This window comes from Ralstonia sp. RL, from assembly GCF_001683835.1.
GTDB lineage: Bacteria > Pseudomonadota > Gammaproteobacteria > Burkholderiales > Burkholderiaceae > Ralstonia > Ralstonia mannitolilytica.
Genome location: NZ_LWRX01000095.1, coordinates 87,319 through 107,844, shown reverse-complemented (window position 1 = coordinate 107,844; position 20,526 = coordinate 87,319). Strand labels below are relative to the sequence as shown.

Below are 20,526 nucleotides of genomic sequence, written 5' to 3'. Positions count from 1 at the left end.
CACCACGAAGATGGCGCCGGTCGCGTCGGCCAGCGCTTGCTGATCGACCCCAAGCGCACGCAGCCATTCGGTGCGGGCGCGCTCAAAGAATTTCAGATAATTGGCGTAGAACACCACGCCGCCCGCGTCGGTATCTTCCCAATACACACGCAGGTTCCAGTCAAAAGAAGACATCCGGCAATTTTACCAAGGCGTAAGTGGCGGCCAGCCATCCCCCGACTGGCCGAGGGCTTGTGCGCCGGATTTCAAGCCATGCCTCGCGTCACGCTGGTGGCCGAGAACGACTGGCAAACGGGCATCAGCTCGATCGCGTTGACATTGAAGTGGCCGGGCAGCGCCGCCATCCAGTAGACGGCCTCGGCGATATCGTCGGCGGTGAGCGCCTCCGTGCCTTCGTAGACCTTTTCCACGCGGGCATCGTCGCCCTTGAAACGCACGTTGGAGAACTCGGTGCCGGAGCACAGGCCCGGCTCGACGTTCGATACGCGCACGCGGGTGCCCGTCAGATCGGCCCGCAGGTTCAGCGAGAACTGCCGCACGAACGCCTTGGTGGCGCCATACACGTTGCCCCCCGGGTACGGGTATGTGCCGGCGATCGAACCGATGTTGATGACGTGGCCGCGGTTGCGCTCGACCATGCCAGGCAGCAGCGCGCGCGTCATGTGGACCAGCCCGGAGCAGTTCGTGCCGATCATGCGGTCCCAGTCGTTCAGGTCGGCGCGCTGGGCGGGCTCCAGGCCTAGCGCCAGCCCGGCGTTGTTGACCAGCACGTCGACTTCACGCCAGCCCTCGGGCAGCGAGCCCGGCAGCGCGGCCACGGCTTCGGCGTCGAGCACGTCGAGCACGAGAGGCAGCAGCGCGTCCCCGAGTTCGGCCCTGAGCGCATCGAGACGGTCCTGGCGGCGGCCCGCCGCGATCACGCGATGGCCTTCGCGCACGAAACGGCGCGCGATGGCTGCGCCGAAGCCGGCCGTCGCGCCGGTCACGAATACGATCATGGAAGTGTCTCCGGGGCCTGAAAATGGCAAAAACTGGAGTTTACCCGAGCGTCGTGTTGTATTGCACCGCAATGTGCGCTGCAAACGCCCCGGTTCTTGCGGCGACCATGGGGCTGTCGTACACTCGCGGGCAACCATTCCACCTTGCGCGACTGGCGAATCCTGAAGCCGCATCCCAGCGGCTTCGACATGTGGGCAGCGACCACGAGGAAGCGCAAGGTTTCTGGCGTCATGCACAACGGCGCCTGCCGCTCGCCTGGGCAGCGAATGGGAAGCTGGGTGACTTGGGCACCCGCTGCCGCCGGCCGACACCGGAAGCAGTCGTCCAAGCCGCGCGCGTTTCCCGATGCCCGCCCGCCTCGCCCGACCTCCGCCAATTCCGTTTCGTTTCACCAAGACACTCGCCATGTTCGAACGCAGCCGCTATACGATCGACCAGATCGATCCCGAAATCTTTGCCGCCATCCAGAAGGAAAATCAGCGTCAGGAAGACCACATCGAGCTGATCGCCTCTGAGAACTACACCTCGCCGGCCGTGATGGCCGCGCAGGGCTCGCAACTGACCAACAAGTACGCCGAGGGCTACCCCGGCAAGCGTTACTACGGCGGTTGCGAATATGTGGACGTGGTCGAGCAGCTCGCCATCGACCGCGTGAAGCAGCTGTTTGGCGCCGAAGCCGCCAACGTACAGCCGAACTCGGGCTCGCAGGCCAACCAGGGTGTGTTCTTCGCCGTGCTCAAGCCGGGCGACACGATCATGGGCATGAGCTTGGCCGAAGGCGGCCACCTGACACACGGCATGGCGCTGAACATGAGCGGCAAGTGGTTCAACGTGGTCAGCTACGGCCTGAACGCGCAGGAAGACATCGATTACGACGCGCTCGAAGCGCTCGCGCAAGAGAAGAAGCCGAAGCTGATCATTGCCGGCGCATCGGCATTTGCCCTGCGCATCGATTTCGAGCGCATCGGCAAGATCGCCAAGTCGGTCGGCGCATATTTCATGGTCGACATGGCCCACTACGCCGGCCTGATCGCCGCCGGTGTGTACCCGAACCCGGTGCCGCACGCCGACTTCGTCACGACGACCACACACAAGAGCTTGCGCGGCCCGCGCGGCGGCGTGATCCTGATGAAGGCCGAACACGAGAAGGCCATCAACTCCGCGATCTTCCCCGGCATCCAGGGCGGCCCGCTGATGCACGTGATCGCCGGCAAGGCAGTGGCCTTCAAGGAAGCGCTGTCGCCGGAATTCAAGGCGTATCAGCAGCAAGTGGTGAAGAACGCCGCCGCCATGGCCGAAACGCTGATGGCACGCGGCCTGCGCATCGTGTCGGGCCGCACCGAGAGCCACGTGATGCTGGTCGACCTGCGCGCCAAGAAGATCACCGGCAAGGAAGCCGAGAAGGTACTGGGCGACGCGCACATCACCGTCAACAAGAACGCGATTCCGAATGATCCGGAAAAGCCGTTCGTGACCTCGGGCATCCGCCTGGGTTCGCCGGCGATGACCACGCGCGGTTTCAAGGAAGCCGAGGCCGTGAAGGTGGCGCACCTGATCGCCGACGTGCTGGACAACCCGCACGATGAAAACAACATCGCCGAGGTGCGCGCCAAGGTGGCCGAGCTCACCAAGCAGTTCCCGGTGTACGGCTGAGGTTGTATCCGCCGGTGGCCGGCGCTGCCGGCCGCGTAGTACCCTGCCGCGATGCGCCCGAAGTCGAATGGGCGGGCCATCGCGGCATTGTCGTTTCAGCGCAGCGCGTTCTTTGAGGTTTCCGAGGAGACCACCGGCATGAAATGCCCCTTTTGCGGCCACGCGGCCACCCAGGTGATTGAAACCCGCATGTCGGAAGAAGGCGACACCGTGCGCCGCCGGCGCAAGTGCGAAGCCTGCGACCGCCGCTTCACGACCTACGAGCGCATCGAGCTGTTCTTCCCGGCCGTCGTCAAGAAAAACGGCAGCCGCGTCGATTACGACCGCAACAAGGTCAAGGATTCCATGCGCCTGGCGCTGCGCAAGCGCCCCGTCTCCGCCGAGGCCATCGACGAAGCCATTGCCCGCATCGAAGAGAAGCTCCTGAGCCACGGCGAGAAGGAAATCGGCAGCGACCGGGTGGGCGAGCTGGTCATGCGGGAGCTGAAGCGGCTGGACAAGATCGGGTATATCCGGTTTGCGTCGGTGTACCGGAGTTTCGAGGATGTGTCGGAATTTCGGGATGTGCTCGACGAGATTGCCGCGACGAACGTGCGGAAGTGAGATGCCGACATGGGAGCCGGCTGTCCACGGCCACCGGCATTCGCCGATCCCGATGCGCGGCTCGCGCCTAAGCGTGCCGTTCGGCCCCGCCAGACGGCTCGATCTGAAACTCCAACTCTCTGACCGTGGCGACATCCGCTCCCAGTCGCTTGGCGGGAACAAAGCGTGACGCCATGAGAATCAAGGCCAGCCTGGCGGCCGCAGCACGGTTGTGTTCGCTGGCACGAACGATTTCAGCGCGCACGACGACTCCGTCAGCGCCGATGTAGATGCGTAGTACCATCGGTGACGTGTCCGAAACCAGCGCCATCACGTCCAGAAGTTCAAGGGCGCTCGCTGGCAAGGCCTGCCGGTCGACCTCGGCAGACGTATAGAACCGCATCCCATCGACATCCTCGGAAGGAGATATCCCGGGTGGAGGCCCTTCCGACTGGGCGCTCGCGGCGGGACGCAAGGAAGATATCGGCAATGGACCGCCGTCTGCCGCTGCAACAGGCGTGGGCGCCCTCCGCTTGCCACTGCTGGCGGTGCCGACTACCGCCTCACCGGGTGGCACGCTGACGAGACTGACAAGCAACAGGGGGCGATCAGCTTGCGCTTGCCCCTTTGCCGCCCGCGGTATCCACAGGCCCGCGATATGCAGGAAAGCGAGATGGCCGATGGCAGCCACAGCGCAGGCGACCCAGGCTCGCTTCATACGGCCTACCCCTTGCAGGTCCTGGGTGCTGCGTTGCGCTGTGGGTCCATCGTTCCGACCGCCTTCAGTCTGCGGTGGGCACCTCGCGCCAGTTGATCTGGCGGATGGCCTGCACCACCGTCGGCACGAGCGGCACGGAGTTGATCGCGCTATTGTCGGTCCCCGCCTCCAGCCGGACAGTGCCATTCACGTTGAGATACGACAGATCCACCACCAGCCCGCCACCCGTGTAGTACGGCTGCAGCACGCCCAGGCTGTTCACCACGCGGCTGGCGCCCGTCCCAATGTCCAGTGAGAAGACGCGATTCGTCCCCGAGGGGTTGCATGCGTCGCCATTTGGCAGGTTGGCGGCAAACGAAACGGTACCGAAGTTGGAGACCGGGGCCACATTGACACGTTCGGCCACGCCGTTGGACGACTGGCCGAGGTCGATGTAATACCCCATCAACGATGTCGGCGCACTTCCGATGCCCTTCAGCAGATTGGTGTCGGCATTGAGATCCTTGCGCTGGATCGGGAAGGTCACGCCAGTCGGCAGATCGGTACTGCCGTTGAAGCGCTGCACCACGCCGTCATAGATGACGTAGAAGCTCTGCGTCTGACTGCTGGCGATATCGGTGCTGCCAAGCAGCCGCCCCGTTCCCACCATGACGTAGCGCTTGAGCGAGTTCGGCTGAATCTCGATGAGCGGGGGCGTCGTGACGGGTTGCGGGTTGCCGCTCGGGTCGGTGAGCTTTGCAATCTGGGTGGGTGCCGGATAGGCGCCGGTGGTACCGGTGAGATCGAAGCGCCAGACATTGCCCAGCAGATCACCCGCGTAGATGGAGTCTGTGGTGTTGTCGGTATAGTCGGCAACATACGCCGATGCAAACGCCAGGCCTGCTGGCGTGCTTGCCGAACCCACTCCCGTGGAGATGGACTCGAGCAGGGCGCCGGTCACCGGATTGAGGATGAACAGCCACCCCATGCCATCGGCATTGTTGTAGCCCGACGGCACCGCAACGATCCAACCGTACTTCTTGGTCTTGACGACGATCGGGTCGCCATAGGTGAAGCCCAGCGTCCCCAGCTTCGGATCGGACGGACCACCGAACTCCCACATCACCTTGGTGGACAGCGACGCCTCGTCGGTGATCTTTGATGGATCAGTAATGTCGAGTGCGTAGTAGCCCTTCCCGCCCTTGCCCAGACCGCCGATCAAGATCGTGTGCCAGTCCGAGGTACTCGATGAACTCGGCTTGGCTCCGCCTGCGCGAGCGAAGTCAACGTCAAATGCCTGCGGCGTCGCATCGACCATGGCATGGTGGACAAAGTTGGTACCTGCCAACCCCAGCGATGCCAAGCCGTTCACCGTGGGCGTGCAACCCGAAGTGCATGGCCCTTGATAAAGAAAGCTCGGCACATAGGCAAACAACTCGTTGCCGCCAGTTGCGCCGATCGTGCCATCGAATGCATGCATCATGCCGTCGTTCGCGCCGACGTAGACCACCGGCTTGCGGTTGGCATAGGTGCTTTTGAAAGATGCATAGCCGGGATTGGTCGCACTCGACAGCACGGCGATAGGTGGACCGACAGCATCCACTTTCGAGCCAACGATGTCACCGAGCAAGCTGGTGCGCTGACGATAGACCGCCTTGCCGCTCGTGCCCTCGTTGGTACGGTCGCCGCGCAAGTAGTTCAGGAAGTCCTGGTTGTTCCAGTTCTTCACGGCCGAATTGCTGAGTGCACTCTGGTTGCTCGCGCTGAGCTTGGCAAACTGGAATGGCACACCTTGCGCCGTGCCGACAGTGTTGCTGGTGGCGATCAGGCGTGAGGAACTGGTCTGGGTTGCCAGATTCGCCTGCGCGGACCACACCTTCGTCTGCGTGGGCAGCCCTGTGGCGGCATCGAAGCTCAGCGAACTGCCGACCACATCGCCACTCCAGTTGGCGGAATTGTAGGAAGCGGAATAGCCAATATTGCCGGTGAGGCTCACGTTGGCGGAAGAGACGGCCAGCGCCGTGGTGGCAGCCTGAATATCGTTGGAGATATTTTGGAAAGCGGAATTGAGCCCGTTCACCATCAGATCTGCCTGGCCAGCCAGATAGTAGTTGTCCGGCATGGGCTTGCCGTTGGGGTCCGTATTGCCGCTCAAATTCCACAATGATTGCGCCAGCGGGCTCGTGTTGGACGCTTTGTAGCCGGACGGGACATTGAACCCGCCGTACTTGGCCGCAAGCCAAAACTGGTTCTGGTATTTGTACTGCTGGTACTCCTGCACGTCGAGCCAGTAGGTGGAAATCGTCTGGATCTTCGACTTGTTCCCGAGGCTGTCCTTGAAATCGTTGGGGCGGATATCACGCACATGCGAGTCGTAGGCGAGGCCCGCCATCAAAAAGGTGTTGTTGTCCCCGCAGCACCACGATGGCGAAGCCTTGTTGAGATTACTGATGCCTTCCATCTTGCCCACAAGGTTCGTCGCCGAATCCACATTGACCGAGGTATCACTGGAAACCTCGGAAGGCATTGCCGGTTCGTAGTTGGTATCGGCGATCGTACTGCCAGGCAGGTTCGCGTCCGCGTGAGTGTTCACGTCGCCAATGCCAAGAATGTAGTTTTTCTGGCAGGAGTACAGGATCGGGTCATCCCAGGTCTGAATGACGGGGAAGCCGTCCACCTGGGTGGCATCGATGTTAGAAGAATAGCTGGCGACGTTGCCGAGGTTCTTGTAGTAACGAACGCCCGCGTAGTAAAGCTCGCCGACCGGATCATAGGTCTTATAGTTCTGCGAAGTCGAGCCGAACTTGTTGAGATAGTTCATGACCCCACTGTTTTTGACGCTGCTGTCCGATGCATCCTTCGTGTCCGGGTTGGTCACCATGGTACCGTCCGTGGCGCTCCATTCGGCCACGGTATTCGTCGTCGGGTTTTTGCCCGGAACCGGCTGCGTCGGGCCGATGAACTTCATCCGCGCGCGCAGCACAGCACCATCGCGCTTGATGTTCGAATCGTTGAGGTATCCAAACGCGCCGAAACGGATGCGCTGCGAGTACTGCTGCATCAGGCCTTCGGGCTTATAGTTACTACCGTATTGCGTGCAGTTGGCCTCACGCTGCGATGGATCACACACCTTCACACGCGCATAGACCCACCACACCTTGGAGGAGTCTTGCGAAGAGCCGGACTTGTAGGCACTGGCGGGATCCGAATCGAGTTTCCCGCTATTGGTGAAATACAGCTTGTTGCCTACCCCCCAGATACGAACGCTGAGGTTGCTCCAACTAAACGGCGAGATTGCCGCCACAGTCGTGCTGCCATTGATTGTTCGATTCGGCGTCTCGCCAGAGCCACCCTGCCCGGACGCCCAAGCCTTCTCAAGCACGGTCAGCGTCGGCGTATCGGTAACGCGGTACCCCCCGGTCAGCGCCCATCGGAACGGATCGATGGTCTGCATCGTTGCCCAGTTCAGGAAGGCACCGCTCCAGTAACCCTTGCCGCTGGCGCACTGATAATTGCTGTCCGCGGCCGCGGCCGGGATGAAGTAGTTATTGCTGTCTGTGTTGGCGTCGTACTGGTACGTGTAGCACTTGAGCGGATCAAAATAACCGAGGTATTTGGTACCCGGGGTATAGGCGCCGACATAGGCAATACTGTTGGCGGTCGGATACTCGACCGACAGCGTGAGCAGCAGGTTGCCCGGTACCGATACCGAGCTGAAGAGCGGCTGGTCGGCAAGATCGATTTGGGCGGCAGGCACCTGCAGCGCCATCATCGCCAGGGCGCTGGCAAGCACAGCGCGCAGGAATGTCATCACAGAAGGGCTCCGCGAAGCGTCGGCCTTCCAACCTCGGTCATGATTGGGGTGCATGGCAGTTCTGCAACTCAGAGAGAAACAGTGGTCTGAAGGAAGGTCTGGCTATTACGCGGCCCGTCAACCCGCACGCTGATGCGGTAGACCGGCACCGAAGGCGGTTGCGCCTGGCCGCGATACGGCAGCACCGTCCCGCCCTTCGCGGAACCAATCGAGCTGATGACACAGGCATTGGACGGGTCGGTCGAACCGACCGAGGTGCAAAGCCGATCGATCATGTAGTAGAGCGTGATACCGTCGCCGGCATTGATCTTGTTGTTGACGACGGGCTTGTCCAAGCTGATCAGATTGTTCGGAACACCGTGCTTGTCGGTTTGCTGCATCGTTGCGTAATAGCCATAGGCAGCCTGGTCGGCCTGGCGTGTCGCCTCTTGGCTAAGCGCGCCACTGGTCAGCGCCGTCTTGGCGGCCACGATGGCCAGCTCACCACGGTTGGTCATGTCCCGTTTGAAGGCCAGGTTGCCTGCGTTGGCCAGCGCCGCATCCGAAGAGCGAAACAGCGCGACAGTACCGATCGCCAGAATGACCATGGCAATCAGCGCGATCAACAGCACCACTCCGGACTGATGCCGACGCAGCGCAACGCGCAAGCCACGAAGAGGACGGGCATTGGGCTTGATCGGCATCGTCAGCGCTGCAACAGCGTGTTGCGCAAGGGGATTGTGGTTTCGAGAACGCGGTAACGATAGTTCTGTTCCGCGCCTGTGAGCTTGCGGGTGTAAGCCAGATTCGGCACATCGGCAAACAGCACCAGCGGGCCCGGTGTGACGACGCCGTTCGCAGTGGCTGCACTGGCTGTGCCAACAAATTGCTGCGCCCGCTCAGGCAGCGATGTCCGCAAGATCAAGCCGATACGTATCGCCTTGATGGCGTAGAGATTCGCTGCGGCAGTCTGCGTGCCGTTGGACAGCGTCGCGGCATCGAATGCCCCCGTCGGGGCTTGCCAGCTGACATTTCCGCTGTTGTCGGGGTCAATGCCATACAGTGCATGCATCTCCATTACACCGTCAGCCAGCGGCACGGCGACATAGCCGTTGCTACCCGATTGCAGCAAGTCGTAGAACATCAACGTATTGTTGGCCCCGACACCATAGACAGCGAAGCCCGGCAGATTGCCGCCGCCGACATTGCCCAGATTCATCGCCACACCGGTGGCCGAAATGCTGCTCACATTGCCGTCCAGCCCTACGGAAGCGTCATAGGCGCCCGCCAGTGGCAACTGCGTTGCGACACTGCCCGTAAAATTGGCCTGCACCTGTCCGACATAGCACGGCTGAACGTTGCCCGCCGTATTGTTGCGGTCCGCCACGAGCACGAGATTGCCCGCGTTGAACGTCATGGTGTTGACCAGGCTCAGGTTTGCCACGCCTTTGGAAACCGTCGGCGCGGTATTGGAAAACTCAGTCGGAATCTCTCCATATCCGGCATTGCCCGCCATCGTAATGATCGCGTCAGAACCTCCGCTTGTACCGTTCTGCACGATCAACAGCGGAACCAGCCGAAAACCGCCTAGCGTCGAGAGCTTGTCGAACGGCGGCGGGATCTTGGTCGGTGACGGCAGAATCTGATCGCCGTTCAAATTGACGTTGAGGCGGCAGCCATAGGTCAGCGGCCAATTCTGCGAAAAACCCGACCCCGCGCTGCGAATGGCCTTGTCAAGCTGATACAGGGCAAAGACGCCACTCTGGTTGATGTCGTTGACCGACATGGTGGTACGCTTTCGGCCTTCGGAGACACTCATCAAGCCAAACACCGCGCCTACGATCGCCATGCTGATCACCAATGCCACCATCAGCTCAATCAGGCTGAGACCGGTCTGATAGGCCACGCCCAACGGGCGCCTCCGCAGCGTCCGCCCCCTCACGGCAACACCACTTGCGTTACATACCGGCTTTTCCCACTCATGGCTGCGGTGGCGCTGGCGCCATGCGAGGGCGCCTGCCAGGTAATGGTGATCGTCGCCACATTGGTCGTAGGATCGGTCGTGACGGTGCCCGTACCATTGGGCAGGCCGCCCAACCCGCTCGCCGCCGGGCTCGAGGCGGTGGCAGTCCTGTAACTCACATTGCTGGAGACCATCGCCTGCCACGCCGCAACCGAAGACGCCGGCAGTTTCGTTGTACGGTTCTCCCACATCATGCTTGCAAGCTCGTTGGCCAGCAGCGCCGCCCGGTTGCGGTCCTCCGCATCCACCGACACCTGTGAGGCACGCACCTGGGCCATCACCATGGCCATCAATGCCACGGTCAAGAGGATCATCGCGACCAGCACCTCGATGAGGGTCATCCCGTGCTGTGTACGGGGCTGAGGATCAATATGGCCCGAACGGGGCTTAGGCGCACGCATCTGGATTCCCCTGCGACAGCGATTTGCTCGGATCGCATACGCGGATCAGACCGCCAAGGCTCACGGTCACGTTGAGCGTTCGCGCAGAAGCAAACCGGCTATTCGTGATGGCGTAGGTCACCGTACCTGTGGGAGGCACGGCACAGTTGTACGTGCCGTCGTTCAGCGTGGTGAGCCTGCCCAAAGAATTGAAGCAGACCGCAGGTTGTTGCACGCTGACCTGCGCGTTGGGCGCCACAGCACCAAGCGCGCCGCTCTGCACCATCAACGTGGGGGCCGCAGCGTTCGTGTACGACTCGCCTGCAAGCTGATTCGGGATCACCATCACGAACCAGTTCTTACCGTTGGCCTGAGCGGCCACGCCTGGAGCAGGTGCACTATTGGTGAGCACCAGCGCAACCTGGCGATGACGGCGCGTGGCTTCGGCCTGCGCGACACGCAGACCGTTCTGTAACGATTCCGCCGCCGTACGTACCTGGGCATCCTGAATCCAGCTCGTAAAGCTCGGTGCCGCCAGGAGCATCAAAAACGCAAACAGGGAAACCGTGACAAGCAATTCAATCAGCGTAAAGCCGCGGCGCCGGGCGCCCTGGCCCGTCAGCACGACTGACCCCGCTTCGTGATCCAGCATGTCGTGGACGTGTTCCAGCCAGCCGGCGCCGCGGTCGTCGCCTGAACGTTTGCCTCATTCACTGTGTAGATGAAGCCGGCCGTTGCCCCCGAGCCAGTCGCCGTCATCGTGTAGCTATTGCCGTTGTTCGTAATCGTGCACGCCAACGAAAACTCGGCGACAGCCGAAATCGCCTGACAGGGCGGGGTAAACGTGCCCACCGCTGCGTATGTGCGATTGTCCTGGTAATACTGCTCCATTTGGGCGCGAATACCCGCGAGCATATTGGTCACGTTGGCCAGCTTGCCGCGCTTCACGTAGTCGGTATAGCTGGGATAAGCAATGGTCGCCAGGATGGCAACGATTGCCACCGTGATCATCAGCTCGACGAGAGTAAAGCCAGAGCCAAGCGCGATTGCAGGCCGCCGACGTCCCTTCCTGATCGAATGGGAGCCCGCTGAATCGGAATCGCGCGGCACGCTTGCGTTGGCGCAGAGCGGCGCGGACATATCAATGCCGCCGCAGAACGATCGACTGCGAAAGAGTTTCCTTGACCCAGTACATATAGCCCCCCGGCTGCTCTAGACAAGAAACGCATCTGCCTGGAGATGCGTCATTCCCGATAACCCGATTACTTTCTTTTGATTCTGTTGCCACTGTCCCCTAGCGGAGACGATGTCAGGCTTAATGGCCGCAATCATGGAGGATGCGGCCAATCAGTGTCAATAGCCTATGGCTGACACGCAAGCGCCCATTGTTGGGGCAATGCAACTGCGCATTCGCCACGACTTCCGCTGCGGAATTCGCAATGCATTACTACGCCCTAAACAACCGCGGCAGAGAGAAGTCTCTGCCCCCGGCCGCCACAAATAGCAGCGGCTAGACCACGAAACGCAACGGCTTCCCCGGTCGGCCACAACGCCACCGCCAGACCATTCCCTGTTAGCACGGCTGAAGAAAGCTTGAACTCAGCAGTGGGCCTCTCCCCTCAGGCGCGAGCACCTGCCCTCAACAGCCCATCGCATTGACGAGATATGACAGTTATACGGCTCAATACGCACTAACTTTAGCGGCTCGAAAAAAGCGCTTTTCCGCCATGCTCATCCGACGCCACCTCCGCCCCCAACACGGCACCATCCTCCTCGAATCCCTCGTCGCCCTGGCAGTGCTCTCCCTCGGCGCGGCGGCCATGTTCCGGGCGTTCGACGTACTCGAAGCCACCAGCCATGCCGCCAGCGAGTACGGCGCGCAGGCACTTGCCACGCTCAATCAGACAGAAGATCGCTGAAATGCCACACCCGCTCGCCCGGCCTGCGCGCGGTGCGTCGCTGGTCGAACTGCTGGTCGGCATGCTGCTCGGTTTGATGGTGCTCGGCATCGTGCTCCAGCTGATGCTCGTCGCGCGGGCACGCTACCAGCGGTTAGCCGATGACGCGCTCATCGAAGACCGCGCGATGCGCGCCCTGCAGGCGATCGCGCAGGCGGTGCGCCAGGCGGGATGGGTCACCGATACGCCCATCGCCTCGCTCGTGCGCCGATGGCCAGGTGCCGGCGCACCGCTATCGCTTTTCGGCTCGGACGACTGCGGGCGGCCGCAGAAAACCCCGGCCCTGAACTGTCAATCGGAAGGCGAGCAGCACAGCGACGCGCTGATGACCCGCTTCGCCGGTCGCAGCCCTGACGCGGCGACGTACGACTGCGCCGGTTTCGGCATTCGAGAACGCATCGGCGGAGACGAAGACCCGCGCCTGGGCAGCATGCTGTTGTACATCTCCGTCAGCGATGACGATGAGCGCGCCCCACGGCTCATGTGCCGCTCCTTCGCGGGCCGCAACGCCAATGCGCCCGCCGCCGGCCAGACACACGAAATCGTGCGCGGCATCGAAACACTGCAACTGCTGTACACCATGGCGCCCACCTCCACCTCGCCCAGTACCACCAAGCCGGCTCGGGCCATGCAGGCGGAAGACTGGTACCGCGTGAGACAGGTCCATGCGGCAATCGTCGTGCGCGGCGACCACTACGCGCTCAGGCCGCCCCCCTCAGACACCATCACGCTGTTCCCCGACCTCGGCCCTGTACCGGACGCCCGGACGGAGGACGTGGCATTCCGCCCCGCGGACTTACGCCGCAACCGTGCCCGCTTCACCGCCACGTTCTCGGTGCGCAACCCATTGCACTGCGAGGCAGACGCATGCTGAGCCGCCCCGCAAAAGCCCATGGCTTCTCGATGATCGCTGTGGTCGGCCCACTGCTCATCATCGGGCTGTTGATGCTGACCGCTTTGCATCTGAGCCAGGACCACCTGCGCCGCGCGACCCTGGCCGCAGACCGTGCGGTCGCTCTGCGCGAAGCGGAATCGGCGTTGACGGCGGCCGAGTGCGAAATCGCCATCGCCACCGACACGCCGTACCGCAGCGAAGACTGCCGTGCCGCGCCAGACGCTGCGCGCATCGCCGCGCTGAACCCCGTCACGTTGAGCGGCTTTGCTCCAGGCGCATGCGGCGAAGGCGCCGCCCGGGGGCTGTGCTGGCCTTTGCAGGGTGAGTCCGCCGCTGCGCTCGCGCAACTGGCTCGAAGCGACGCTCACGCGATCGCGCTCGCGCCGAGCCATGCCGTCACGGGGCGGAAGACACTCGCCGCCCGCTACGTGATCGAACCCATACCCGATGCGTTGCCTGGCCAGTGGATGCACGCCGGTGCCCCGCGCAGGCCCTGGCTGTTCCGCATCACGGCGATCGGCTTTGGCCCCGCCAGCGTAGATGCCGATGGCAATGCGGAGGACGCCCCCGTCAACGTGATGCTGCAGACGGTGTACCGGCCCCGGGTGGCAGAACCATGAGCGCGCGACACATTGGTGTGTGGCTCGCCACTGCGCTGGCCGGGTCGACGCCCGCCGCCAGCCTCGACCATCCCGCAGGCCGGTTGCCCACGCAGGTCGTCATCGCGCGTGGCGGCGACGCTTGGAGCGGCCAGTTGCGGGGCATGCGGTTCCTGCCAACGCTAGGCACACCGGACGCGTCCGCCCCGACGGATCTGTGGGAAGCAGGCCGCCTTCTCGATCGCACTGCGGTAGACGCACGGCAACTCTGGACCTTCCGCGCTGGCGAGTCGACGTCCCGCGTGCCCGTGCCGCTGCGTTGGGAGGCCCTCTCGGCCCCTCAGCAGGCCGCCATCGACGCCGACGAAAAGCTGGGCCGCCAGCGCATCGACTACCTGCGCGGCGTGCGCAACGGCGAATACAGCGATCGCGGCCTGCGGCCACGCGCTTCCGTGCTCGGCGCCATGCGAGGCGCGCGCGTGCAGTTGCTCGGGCCACCGGGCTTCGTGCTCGATGCGCGCCATGCGGCGTTCCGGCAAGCGCACGCCCCTCGGCCGTGGATGGTCTATGTGGGCGCCAACGACGGCATGCTGCACGGCTTTGATGCGCTGACCGGTGCAGAACGCTTTGCCGTCATGTCCGACGCCGTCTTGCCGACCGCCGCCCGGAACACGTCACCGGGGCAACCGGTACCGGCACCAGTGTGCCGCCGCCCGTTCGCTGCAGACGCATGGACCGGCGCGCAATGGCATTCGGTGCTGACCTGCGCGAACGGCGCCATGGGCCCTGGTCTGTTCCTCGTGGACATTACCGACCCCACGTGGTCCGGGCCCGTACCGATGCTCGCCTATGACGGCAGTGACGACGTCTCCGTGGGCCGCGTCGACGGCCCCATCCCCGTTGTTCCGCTGGCCGACAGCGACAATGGTCCGGCCCGGTGGTTCGCCATCAGCGGCAACGGTGAAGGGGATGCCAATGCAGACAGCCGCCTGCTGCTGCTCGCGCTGGACCAGCCGCGTACCTCCCCGTGGCAGCCCGGTCGCACGGCCCATGCCATGACGGTGCCCAGAGCCGCAAGCCGGGGTGGGCTCGGCGCCCCCGCCGTGGCGCTCGGCCCGCAAGGGACCGCCACCCTCGCCTATGCGGCTGATACCCAAGGCCAGATCTGGCGTTTCGACCTGAGCCACGGTCCCACCTGGCAACAAGCCCTGGGGACGAATGAAACGCAACGGCGTACGCCGTTCTTCAAGGCGACCTCGCGCGGCGGCTCGCTTCAGCGCGTGCTGGGCCCCATCCTGCTGGCCGCGACGGCAGGCGGCCCGCTGCTGGTGTTCACCGCGATCGACGCCCACGGCGCCGCCACCGTGTATGGCGTTGCTGACACCGGCACATCGGGCAACCTGTCGCGCGACAGTCTTTCCAGGCTGAACGCGAATGAAGACGCCGATGGTGTCGTCATCCGCGCCGACGGAGGCGGCGGTGCGTCCAATGGCTGGCACATCGACCTGCCGAAAGGCGAGGCCGTCGATGACCTCACAGTGGCCGGCACGCACGGCGTGTTGCTTACCACACGAGACGCGAGCGGCCGGGAACGGGCCTACCTGCTCGATCCGCGCACGGGCCTGCCGCCCAACGAGGAGGGCCGCACTGGTCATGTCCTGACCGGCACGCCGCTCATCACCATGCACGCCGCGCCACCCGCGCACGTGCCCGGCGGGGTCGCAGTGCAAGCCGTCCACACAACGATGTGGCAACTCACCGGCGGACGCGCGCAGCGGCTCGAATCGCGCAGCTATACGCGCCAGCTTGGGCGATTGAGCTGGCGTGAAGTCACCGAAGCAGGGACGCGCTGATGCATCGCTTGCGTGGGTTCACGTTGATTGAGGTGATGGCCGTGCTGGTCATTGCGGCCGTGCTGGCATTCGTGGCGACTTCAACGTGGCCGGCCTACTGGAAGCGCACGCACCGGGCCGCGGCGGGCGCCGCGTTGGTCGCTACGCTGTCCCAACTGGAGCTGCGACACGCGCGCACCGGCACGTACGCAACGGATGATTCGCGGTCTCCGGGCCCCATGACGCGGGCGGACGGCTACACCATCTTTCCTCCGCAGGTGTGCACGGGCGTCAACGGAAGCCTGCCGATCTCCCAGTGCGTCCAAGTGATGGCCGTCCCGCACACGCCCGATCCGGACTGCCCGTTTCTCGCCCTGCGCAGCACCGGCGAGCGCATCCCCGACGATCCCGCATGCTGGCCGTGACGCACCGCCAGCGCCACTGCCAGGCGGGCGTGACGTTCCTGGAACTGGCAATCGTGCTCACCATTGTTGGCGTGCTGGCCGCGCTTGCCGTGCCGTCGATCATCGACCGATGGCAGCGCGAGACCGTCGAACTCCTCGCCCAGCGCTTGATGAGCACCGTTTCGCTGGCTCAGGCGACGGCCCAACGGCGGCATGTCCAGACGCAGCTCGGCCCGAGGGAAAACGCCAGCTGGGCTACCGGATGGGCGTTGACGGAATTGCCACTGGCGGCACCGGACGGGGCGCCCTCGTCAAACGGCAGGAAACTGACCGCCGTTGCACTGCCGACGATGCCCGCCGTCAGCCTCACGACCAACCTGGGGCGTGGCACGCTTTCCTACGAGGCTGTGGGATACTCACGGATGTCCGACGTGAACGGTGCCACGCTGACCCTCACCTGTGGGCGACATCGGCGCAACGTGGTCATCAACGCTGCCGGCCGCCCTCGCATCTGCGACCCGGCCACGAGCCGCGGCCGTTGCACGGATACCGCTGACGACGACCCTTAACCGCAACCACCGCTTCACGCCCATGTTTTCCGATTTCGACCACGCCATGATGCAGCGCGCCCTGGCGCTGGCCGAGAAGGGCCTGTTTACCACCACGCCCAATCCGCGCGTCGGATGCGTGATCGTGCGCGGCGACACCGTCATCGGCGAAGGCTATACGCAGCCCGCCGGCCAGGATCATGCAGAAATCCAGGCCATCAAGGATGCCCAATCGCGCGGCGAAGATGTGCGGGGTGCCACCGCCTATGTGACGCTGGAGCCCTGCAGCCATTTCGGCCGCACCCCGCCCTGCGCGGATCGGCTCGTCGAAGCGGGTATCGCGCGCGTGGTGGCCGCCATGGAGGATCCGAACCCCGCCGTCTCCGGGCGCGGCCTGCAAAGGCTGCGGGATGCCGGCATCGACGTGCGTTGCGGCCTGCTGGAGCGTGAGGCGCGCGAGTTGAACATCGGCTTCGTCTCGCGCATGACGCGCGGCACGCCGTGGGTCCGCGTGAAGGTCGGGGCATCGCTGGATGGCCGCACGGCGCTGGACAACGGCATCAGCCAATGGATCACCGAAACCGAAGCGCGTAACGACGGGCACCGCTGGCGCGCCCGTGCATGCGCCATCCTCACCGGCATCGGCACAGTGCGCGAAGACAATCCTCGCCTCACGGTGCGGGCCGTTTCCACCCCGCGCCAGCCACGCCGCGTGCTGATCGATTCCCAGCTGGACGTGCCGCTCGACGCGCACATCCTCACCACCGACGGCCACCACGAACCCACACTGATCTTTGCCGCCCACCCGGAAGCCGGCCGCATGCGCGCGCTGGCCGAACGCGGCGCAGAGGTCATCCTCCTGCCCAACGCCGACGGCAAGGTCGATCTGGCCGCCATGCTGCGCGAGCTCGGCCGCCGCGAGATCAACGAACTGCACGTCGAAGCCGGCTTCAAGCTCAACGGCTCATTGCTGCGCGAGGGGCTGGTCGACGAAATCCTGGTCTACCTGGCGCCCAAGGTGCTGGGTTCGGGCCAGGGCATGTTCAATATGGGGCCGCTGCAGACACTGGAAGGCGCGGCCGAGTTCTTCTTTCATGACATCTCGCGCATCGGGGGCGACCTCCGCATCCTGGCGCGCCGCAACCCTACAGACTGACCACCATGTTCACGGGAATCGTTGCCGCAGTTGGCCGTATTGAAACCGTCACGCCGCTGGGTGCCAACCCTGATGCGGGCGTGCGCCTGTCCATCGACGCCGGCGGCCTGCCGCTGGCGGACGTGGCGCTGGGCGATTCGATCGCCATCCAGGGCGCCTGCATGACGGTCGTGGCCAAGACCGACACCCGATTCGACGTCGACGTCTCGCGTGAATCGCTCTCCAAGACCGTCGGGCTGGAACGCCCCGGCGAGGTCAATCTGGAGAAGGCGCTGCGGCTGGCCGACCACATCGGCGGCCATCTGGTGTCTGGCCACGTCGACGGTCTTGGCACCGTTACACATTTCGCGCCGGTGGGCGAGTCTCACGAGCTGCGCGTGCGCGCGCCTGCGGAACTCGGCAAGTATCTGGCGTACAAGGGCTCTGTCGTGGTGAATGGCGTGTCCCTGACCGTCAACAGTGTGCGCGATGACGCCGACGGCTGCGAATTCTCCATCAACCTGATCCCGCATACGGTCGCCGTCACCACCCTCAAGCACCTGAAGGCTGGGAGCCAGGTCAACCTCGAGATCGACCTGATCGCCCGCTATGTCGAGCGCATGCTGAGCCAGACGACCCTGGCGCCGGCCGCGAGCGCCTAAGCCCCCGCCGCCGGGGCATTGCCTCGGCCGCCTTGGCGTACAATAGCGGGCTTCCCATTTATGCAGTCGCGCGGCGCCCCATCGATACGAATACGCGGGGGTCGGCCGGCGGCGCGCAGCCCTGCCACGCCATGTCGATCGCCACAGTTGAAGAAATCATTGCCGAAATCCGCGCCGGCCGGATGGTCATCCTGGTCGACGAGGAAGATCGCGAGAACGAAGGCGACCTGATCCTGGCGGCGGATTACGTCACGCCCGAGGCCATCAACTTCATGGCGCGCTTCGGCCGCGGGCTGATCTGCCTGACGCTCACCGCTGATCGCTGCCGCCAACTCGATCTGCCGCTGATGGTGAGCCGCAACGGTACGCCGCATGGCACCAACTTCACCGTGTCGATCGAAGCTGCCGAGGGCGTGACCACCGGCATTTCCGCCGCCGACCGCGCCCGCACCGTGCAGGCCGCCGTCGCCCGCGATGCCAAGCCCGAAGACCTGGTGCAGCCCGGCCACATCTTCCCGCTGATGGCCCAGCCCGGCGGCGTGCTGATGCGCGCCGGTCACACCGAAGCCGGTTGCGATCTGGCCGCGCTGGCTGGGCTGTCGCCCGCCTCGGTCATCTGCGAAATCATGAAGGACGACGGCACCATGGCGCGCCTGCCGGATCTGGTGGAGTTCGCCAAGGAGCATGGCCTGAAGATCGGCACGATTGCCGACCTGATCCAATACCGCAGCCGCACCGAGAGCATCGTCGAGCGCGTGGGTGAACGCACGATGGAAACGCAGTTCGGTAACTTCCGCGCCGTTGCCTTCCGGGACCGTGCCGCCGGCCGCGCCCATCTGGCGCTGGTCAAGGGCACCCCAAGCCCCGGCACGGAGACGCTGGTGCGCGTGCACGAGCCGCTGTCGGTGCTCGATCTGCTCGAATGCCAGCGCACGACGCACTCGTGGAGTGTGCCGGCCGCCTTGCGTGCCGTGCAGGCGGCGCCGACCGGCGTGGTCGTGCTGCTCAATTGCGGCGACTCGCCCGAGCGGCTGTTTACGCAGTTCAGTGCCCTGGACGCCCCGCACGAGCGCCCACGCACCAAACCCGACCCGCGCATCTACGGCATCGGCGCGCAGATTCTCAAGGATGTGGGCGTGGGCAAGATGCGCGTGCTGGCTTCGCCGCTCAAGCTGCCCAGCATGACGGGCTACGACCTGGAGGTCACCGCGTATCAGTCGATGGCCGATACCCCGGAGACCGCCAACGCGGCGACGCATTGAGGATTTTCTGCGGCGGCCTCGGCTGCCGCGCTGGTTTTCTGCTTCTTGATCTCGTGACGTTGCCCCGGCGGCAACCCAAACCGGAATACACCATGGACCACGGCTTCTACCCGACCAATCTCAACGGCGAAGGCTTGCGCATCGGCATCGTCCAGGCGCGTTTCAACGAGCCCGTGTGCGAGGCACTGCGCGAAGCATGCGTCGACGAGCTCGAGCAACTCGGCGTGGCCGGCGAAGACGTGCTGCTCGTCACCGTGCCCGGCGCGCTGGAAGTGCCGCTTGCACTGCAAAAGATGGCCGAATCGGGCCAGTTCGATGCGCTGATCGCGCTCGGCGCCGTCATCCGCGGCGAGACGTACCACTTCGAGCTGGTGTCCAACGAGTCCGGCGCGGGCATCACGCGTGTCGGCCTGGATTTCAACATCGCCATCGCCAACGGCATCCTCACCACCGACACCGATGCCCAGGCCCACGCCCGCACCCGCGAGAAGGGCCGCGACTGCGCCCGTGCCGCTGTCGAGATGGCCAATCTGACCAATGCGTTGCATGGCCTGCAGGACCACGGCCAGGACGACGAGAACGAATAAGCGCGAGCATCCGCGCAAGGGCTTTTTTCATGACGCAAGACAATTCCCCAGCCAAGACCAAGGCGCCCGCCAAGAGCGCGCGCCGCCGTGCACGCGAACTGGCGCTGCAGGGGCTGTACCAATGGCTGCTCAACCGCAACGATCCGGGCGTGGTAGAAGCGCACCTGCACGACGCACAGGGCTTCAACAAGGCGGACCGCGCCCACTTTGATGCCCTGCTGCACGGCGCCATCCGCGAAGAAACGACGCTCACCGAGGCCTTCACGCCGTACCTCGACCGCCCGGTAGCCGAGCTCTCGCCGGTGGAGCGCGCTGCGCTGCTGGTCGGCGCATACGAACTGGTGCACTGCCTGGACATCCCGTACAAGGTCGTGATCAACGAGGCGGTCGAGTTGGCCAAGACCTTTGGCGGCGTGGAAGGCTACAAGTACGTCAACGGCGTGCTCGACAAGCTGGCCGCCCAGGTGCGTGCGGTCGAGGTGGCCGCCCGCCGGTAAATTCCGGCGTTCTGCTGTTC

Annotated in this window: 22 protein-coding genes and 1 riboswitch; of the genes, 13 read left to right on the top strand and 9 right to left on the bottom strand. The window is 64.2% G+C overall.

Translation table 11 applies throughout. The features are described from left to right. Together A6M56_RS09490 and ydfG are read right to left on the bottom strand one after the other, a co-directional pair. The coding region (locus tag A6M56_RS09490; protein WP_286758084.1) for a thioesterase family protein at positions 1-174 on the bottom strand (174 nt) is incomplete at its 3' end. 71 nt (positions 175-245) lie between these two features. Beyond that, positions 246-998 carry a bifunctional NADP-dependent 3-hydroxy acid dehydrogenase/3-hydroxypropionate dehydrogenase YdfG gene (gene ydfG / locus A6M56_RS09485; protein WP_045786256.1) on the bottom strand — a complete coding sequence of 251 codons (753 nt, stop codon included), beginning with the start codon at positions 996-998 and terminating at the stop codon, positions 246-248. 138 nt (positions 999-1,136) lie between these two features. After that, a riboswitch (ZMP/ZTP riboswitch) is annotated at positions 1,137-1,267 on the top strand. A 137-nt stretch (positions 1,268-1,404) separates the two neighbouring features. On the opposite strand from ydfG, the gene glyA reads away from it, so the two are divergent. Together glyA and nrdR are read left to right on the top strand one after the other, a co-directional pair. Continuing rightward, entirely contained in the window at positions 1,405-2,652 is a 1,248-nt protein-coding gene (gene glyA, locus A6M56_RS09480; protein WP_045786255.1) for a serine hydroxymethyltransferase, read from the top strand. 138 nt (positions 2,653-2,790) lie between these two features. Continuing rightward, entirely contained in the window at positions 2,791-3,255 is a 465-nt protein-coding gene (gene nrdR, locus A6M56_RS09475) for a transcriptional regulator NrdR (RefSeq protein WP_045787807.1), read from the top strand. Positions 3,256-3,322: 67 nt separating this feature from the next. On the opposite strand, the gene A6M56_RS09470 is transcribed toward nrdR, so the two are convergent. The 7 genes from A6M56_RS09470 to A6M56_RS09440 all read right to left on the bottom strand — a co-directional run bounded on the left by A6M56_RS09470 (position 3,323) and on the right by A6M56_RS09440 (position 11,267). Then, positions 3,323-3,637, bottom strand: a complete 315-nt coding sequence (locus A6M56_RS09470) for a hypothetical protein (RefSeq protein WP_102080909.1) — start codon at positions 3,635-3,637, stop codon at positions 3,323-3,325. A 379-nt stretch (positions 3,638-4,016) separates the two neighbouring features. After that, complete coding sequence (locus A6M56_RS09465; RefSeq protein WP_180964288.1) at positions 4,017-7,742, bottom strand: pilus assembly protein; 3,726 nt, start codon at positions 7,740-7,742, stop codon at positions 4,017-4,019. 71 nt (positions 7,743-7,813) lie between these two features. Beyond that, positions 7,814-8,428 carry a pilus assembly PilX family protein gene (locus A6M56_RS09460; RefSeq protein ID WP_102080907.1) on the bottom strand — a complete coding sequence of 205 codons (615 nt, stop codon included), beginning with the start codon at positions 8,426-8,428 and terminating at the stop codon, positions 7,814-7,816. A 2-nt stretch (positions 8,429-8,430) separates the two neighbouring features. Next, positions 8,431-9,630, bottom strand: coding sequence for a PilW family protein (locus A6M56_RS09455; protein ID WP_145997220.1), 1,200 nt, complete (start codon positions 9,628-9,630; stop codon positions 8,431-8,433). Between the two features lie 32 nt (positions 9,631-9,662). Continuing rightward, positions 9,663-10,148 carry a type IV pilus modification PilV family protein gene (locus A6M56_RS09450; protein ID WP_102080905.1) on the bottom strand — a complete coding sequence of 162 codons (486 nt, stop codon included), beginning with the start codon at positions 10,146-10,148 and terminating at the stop codon, positions 9,663-9,665. Beyond that, a complete protein-coding gene (locus A6M56_RS09445; protein WP_286758082.1) occupies positions 10,135-10,752 on the bottom strand; it encodes a GspH/FimT family pseudopilin in 618 nt (205 codons plus the stop codon). The genes A6M56_RS09450 and A6M56_RS09445 overlap by 14 nt, the downstream gene beginning before the upstream one ends. Next, complete coding sequence (locus tag A6M56_RS09440; RefSeq protein ID WP_102080903.1) at positions 10,746-11,267, bottom strand: type IV pilin protein; 522 nt, start codon at positions 11,265-11,267, stop codon at positions 10,746-10,748. Before A6M56_RS09440 ends, A6M56_RS09445 begins: the two co-directional genes overlap by 7 nt. 587 nt (positions 11,268-11,854) lie before the next feature. Between A6M56_RS09440 and A6M56_RS09435 the strand changes: the two genes are divergently transcribed. The 11 genes from A6M56_RS09435 (at position 11,855) to nusB (ending at position 20,506) form a co-directional block, all read left to right on the top strand. Further along, on the top strand, positions 11,855-12,046 hold the full coding sequence (locus A6M56_RS09435; RefSeq protein WP_062737759.1) for a type IV pilus modification PilV family protein: 192 nt from the start codon (positions 11,855-11,857) through the stop codon (positions 12,044-12,046). 1 nt (position 12,047) lies between these two features. After that, positions 12,048-12,959, top strand: coding sequence for a PilW family protein (locus A6M56_RS09430; protein ID WP_102080902.1), 912 nt, complete (start codon positions 12,048-12,050; stop codon positions 12,957-12,959). Beyond that, the gene (locus A6M56_RS09425; RefSeq protein WP_102080901.1) at positions 12,953-13,600 is read left to right on the top strand and encodes a pilus assembly PilX family protein; all 648 of its coding nucleotides are present in this window, start codon (positions 12,953-12,955) and stop codon (positions 13,598-13,600) included. Before A6M56_RS09430 ends, A6M56_RS09425 begins: the two co-directional genes overlap by 7 nt. Continuing rightward, positions 13,597-15,432: a pilus assembly protein gene (locus tag A6M56_RS09420; protein ID WP_102080900.1), complete on the top strand. Its 1,836-nt coding sequence runs from the start codon at positions 13,597-13,599 to the stop codon at positions 15,430-15,432. The genes A6M56_RS09425 and A6M56_RS09420 overlap by 4 nt, the downstream gene beginning before the upstream one ends. After that, positions 15,432-15,836 carry a type IV pilin protein gene (locus tag A6M56_RS09415; RefSeq protein WP_102080899.1) on the top strand — a complete coding sequence of 135 codons (405 nt, stop codon included), beginning with the start codon at positions 15,432-15,434 and terminating at the stop codon, positions 15,834-15,836. The genes A6M56_RS09420 and A6M56_RS09415 overlap by 1 nt, the downstream gene beginning before the upstream one ends. Next, positions 15,824-16,384: a GspH/FimT family pseudopilin gene (locus tag A6M56_RS09410; RefSeq protein WP_102080898.1), complete on the top strand. Its 561-nt coding sequence runs from the start codon at positions 15,824-15,826 to the stop codon at positions 16,382-16,384. Before A6M56_RS09415 ends, A6M56_RS09410 begins: the two co-directional genes overlap by 13 nt. Positions 16,385-16,406: 22 nt before the next feature. Further along, positions 16,407-17,519, top strand: a complete 1,113-nt coding sequence (gene ribD / locus A6M56_RS09405; protein ID WP_045786243.1) for a bifunctional diaminohydroxyphosphoribosylaminopyrimidine deaminase/5-amino-6-(5-phosphoribosylamino)uracil reductase RibD — start codon at positions 16,407-16,409, stop codon at positions 17,517-17,519. Positions 17,520-17,524: 5 nt separating this feature from the next. Next, on the top strand, positions 17,525-18,160 hold the full coding sequence (locus A6M56_RS09400) for a riboflavin synthase (protein WP_045786242.1): 636 nt from the start codon (positions 17,525-17,527) through the stop codon (positions 18,158-18,160). Positions 18,161-18,291: 131 nt separating this feature from the next. Next, positions 18,292-19,422, top strand: a complete 1,131-nt coding sequence (ribBA, locus tag A6M56_RS09395) for a bifunctional 3,4-dihydroxy-2-butanone-4-phosphate synthase/GTP cyclohydrolase II (RefSeq protein ID WP_045786241.1) — start codon at positions 18,292-18,294, stop codon at positions 19,420-19,422. 92 nt (positions 19,423-19,514) lie between these two features. Further along, positions 19,515-20,009, top strand: coding sequence for a 6,7-dimethyl-8-ribityllumazine synthase (gene ribH / locus A6M56_RS09390; RefSeq protein WP_045786240.1), 495 nt, complete (start codon positions 19,515-19,517; stop codon positions 20,007-20,009). A 29-nt stretch (positions 20,010-20,038) separates the two neighbouring features. Continuing rightward, a complete protein-coding gene (nusB, locus tag A6M56_RS09385; RefSeq protein WP_045786239.1) occupies positions 20,039-20,506 on the top strand; it encodes a transcription antitermination factor NusB in 468 nt (155 codons plus the stop codon). Positions 20,507-20,526: the final 20 nt, after the last annotated feature.

Bases quoted from the DNA above. Each gene is read 5' to 3' on its own strand.
- A6M56_RS09420 (WP_102080900.1), top strand. From the start codon at position 13,597: ATGAGCGCGCGACACATTGGTGTGTGGCTCGCCACTGCGCTGGCCGGG.
- nusB (WP_045786239.1), top strand. From the start codon at position 20,039: ATGACGCAAGACAATTCCCCAGCCAAGACCAAGGCGCCCGCCAAGAGC.
- A6M56_RS09415 (WP_102080899.1), top strand. From the start codon at position 15,432: ATGCATCGCTTGCGTGGGTTCACGTTGATTGAGGTGATGGCCGTGCTG.
- ribH (WP_045786240.1), top strand. From the start codon at position 19,515: ATGGACCACGGCTTCTACCCGACCAATCTCAACGGCGAAGGCTTGCGC.
- A6M56_RS09440 (WP_102080903.1), bottom strand. From the start codon at position 11,267: ATGTCCGCGCCGCTCTGCGCCAACGCAAGCGTGCCGCGCGATTCCGAT.
- A6M56_RS09400 (WP_045786242.1), top strand. From the start codon at position 17,525: ATGTTCACGGGAATCGTTGCCGCAGTTGGCCGTATTGAAACCGTCACG.
- ydfG (WP_045786256.1), bottom strand. From the start codon at position 998: ATGATCGTATTCGTGACCGGCGCGACGGCCGGCTTCGGCGCAGCCATC.
- A6M56_RS09410 (WP_102080898.1), top strand. From the start codon at position 15,824: ATGCTGGCCGTGACGCACCGCCAGCGCCACTGCCAGGCGGGCGTGACG.
- A6M56_RS09450 (WP_102080905.1), bottom strand. From the start codon at position 10,148: ATGCGTGCGCCTAAGCCCCGTTCGGGCCATATTGATCCTCAGCCCCGT.
- A6M56_RS09430 (WP_102080902.1), top strand. From the start codon at position 12,048: ATGCCACACCCGCTCGCCCGGCCTGCGCGCGGTGCGTCGCTGGTCGAA.
- A6M56_RS09465 (WP_180964288.1), bottom strand. From the start codon at position 7,742: ATGACATTCCTGCGCGCTGTGCTTGCCAGCGCCCTGGCGATGATGGCG.
- ribD (WP_045786243.1), top strand. From the start codon at position 16,407: ATGTTTTCCGATTTCGACCACGCCATGATGCAGCGCGCCCTGGCGCTG.
- A6M56_RS09435 (WP_062737759.1), top strand. From the start codon at position 11,855: ATGCTCATCCGACGCCACCTCCGCCCCCAACACGGCACCATCCTCCTC.
- A6M56_RS09425 (WP_102080901.1), top strand. From the start codon at position 12,953: ATGCTGAGCCGCCCCGCAAAAGCCCATGGCTTCTCGATGATCGCTGTG.
- nrdR (WP_045787807.1), top strand. From the start codon at position 2,791: ATGAAATGCCCCTTTTGCGGCCACGCGGCCACCCAGGTGATTGAAACC.
- A6M56_RS09470 (WP_102080909.1), bottom strand. From the start codon at position 3,637: ATGCGGTTCTATACGTCTGCCGAGGTCGACCGGCAGGCCTTGCCAGCG.
- ribBA (WP_045786241.1), top strand. From the start codon at position 18,292: ATGTCGATCGCCACAGTTGAAGAAATCATTGCCGAAATCCGCGCCGGC.
- A6M56_RS09460 (WP_102080907.1), bottom strand. From the start codon at position 8,428: ATGCCGATCAAGCCCAATGCCCGTCCTCTTCGTGGCTTGCGCGTTGCG.
- glyA (WP_045786255.1), top strand. From the start codon at position 1,405: ATGTTCGAACGCAGCCGCTATACGATCGACCAGATCGATCCCGAAATC.